General features: G+C 66.4%; 1 protein-coding gene. It reads right to left on the bottom strand.

Features of this window, described 5'->3' with window-relative positions; genetic code table 11:
• On the bottom strand, positions 1-902 hold a 902-nt coding region (locus A7D17_RS19250; protein WP_153042004.1), incomplete at its 3' end, for an IS110 family RNA-guided transposase.
• Positions 903-1,030 lie beyond the last annotated feature (128 nt).

Below are 1,030 nucleotides of genomic sequence, written 5' to 3' on the forward strand. Positions count from 1 at the left end.
GCCAGTTGATCCCGCATCTTGGCGTTGAGGATGACCAGCAACTTGCGCATGGCCGCCACCAGAGCCACCTTGCCAGCCTTGCCCTTGGCACGTAGGCGTTGATAAAACTCGCGCAGCGACGGGTTGAAGCGCACTGCCACCAGGGTGGCCATGTACAGCACCTGGCGGATGCCGGCCCTCCCGCCCCAGATGCGCCGTACCCCGCGCATCGCGCCGCTGTCGCGCGCCAGCGGTGCCACCCCGACCAGCTTGGCGATGGCCTTGCCGCTCAGCCGGCCCAGTTCGGGCAGCTGTGCCGCCAGGCTCGCCAGCAGCACCGGGCCGACACCTTTGACCTGACGCAGCACCTGCAACTCTGCACGCGCGGCCAACTGCTGGGCGATGCATGCGTCCAGCTGGGCTAACTGCTGTTGCAACTGCCGCACGCCGATCTGCGCCTGTTGCTTGAGCCAGGCATCGGTAAGCGTAGACAGCTGCTGGCGCTGCTGCTGCACTACGGCCACCACCTGCATCCGCCGCTGCTGATAGGCGCGCAGTTGCCGGCGCCAGTCCTCCAACGGCTGATAGCGTGTCAGCGGCAGCACCGCTGCCATGTGCGCCAACGCACGCGCATCCAGCCGATCGGTCTTGGCCAGCTGACCGGTGGCCTTGGCAAAATCGCGCGCCTGGCGCGGATTGACCCGCACCATCGGCAGGCCGGCAGCATGCAGCGTATCCAGCGCCAATTGCTCAGCGCCCCCGGTTGCTTCCACCACCACCTGGTGCAGCGTCAGCGGCGCCAGCCAGTCACGCAACTGACGCAGCCCCGCGGCCTGATTGGCAAACCGCCGCGCCTGCTGCAGGCCATGCACATGCACGTCCAACCACTGCCTGCAGACATCGATTCCGACACTCTCGCTCATGATCAACTCCGCTATGCTCGACGGGTCGAGAGCTCTCCTGTGCAGCCCAGCCTTATCGTTACGAGCGCCTACTCGAGCAACTGTTCGGGCGTTTGCCAGGAGATTGCGGCGTGGCGAGCTGGCTCTCC

Source organism: Xanthomonas floridensis, assembly GCF_001642575.1.
Taxonomy (GTDB): Bacteria; Pseudomonadota; Gammaproteobacteria; order Xanthomonadales; family Xanthomonadaceae; genus Xanthomonas; species Xanthomonas floridensis.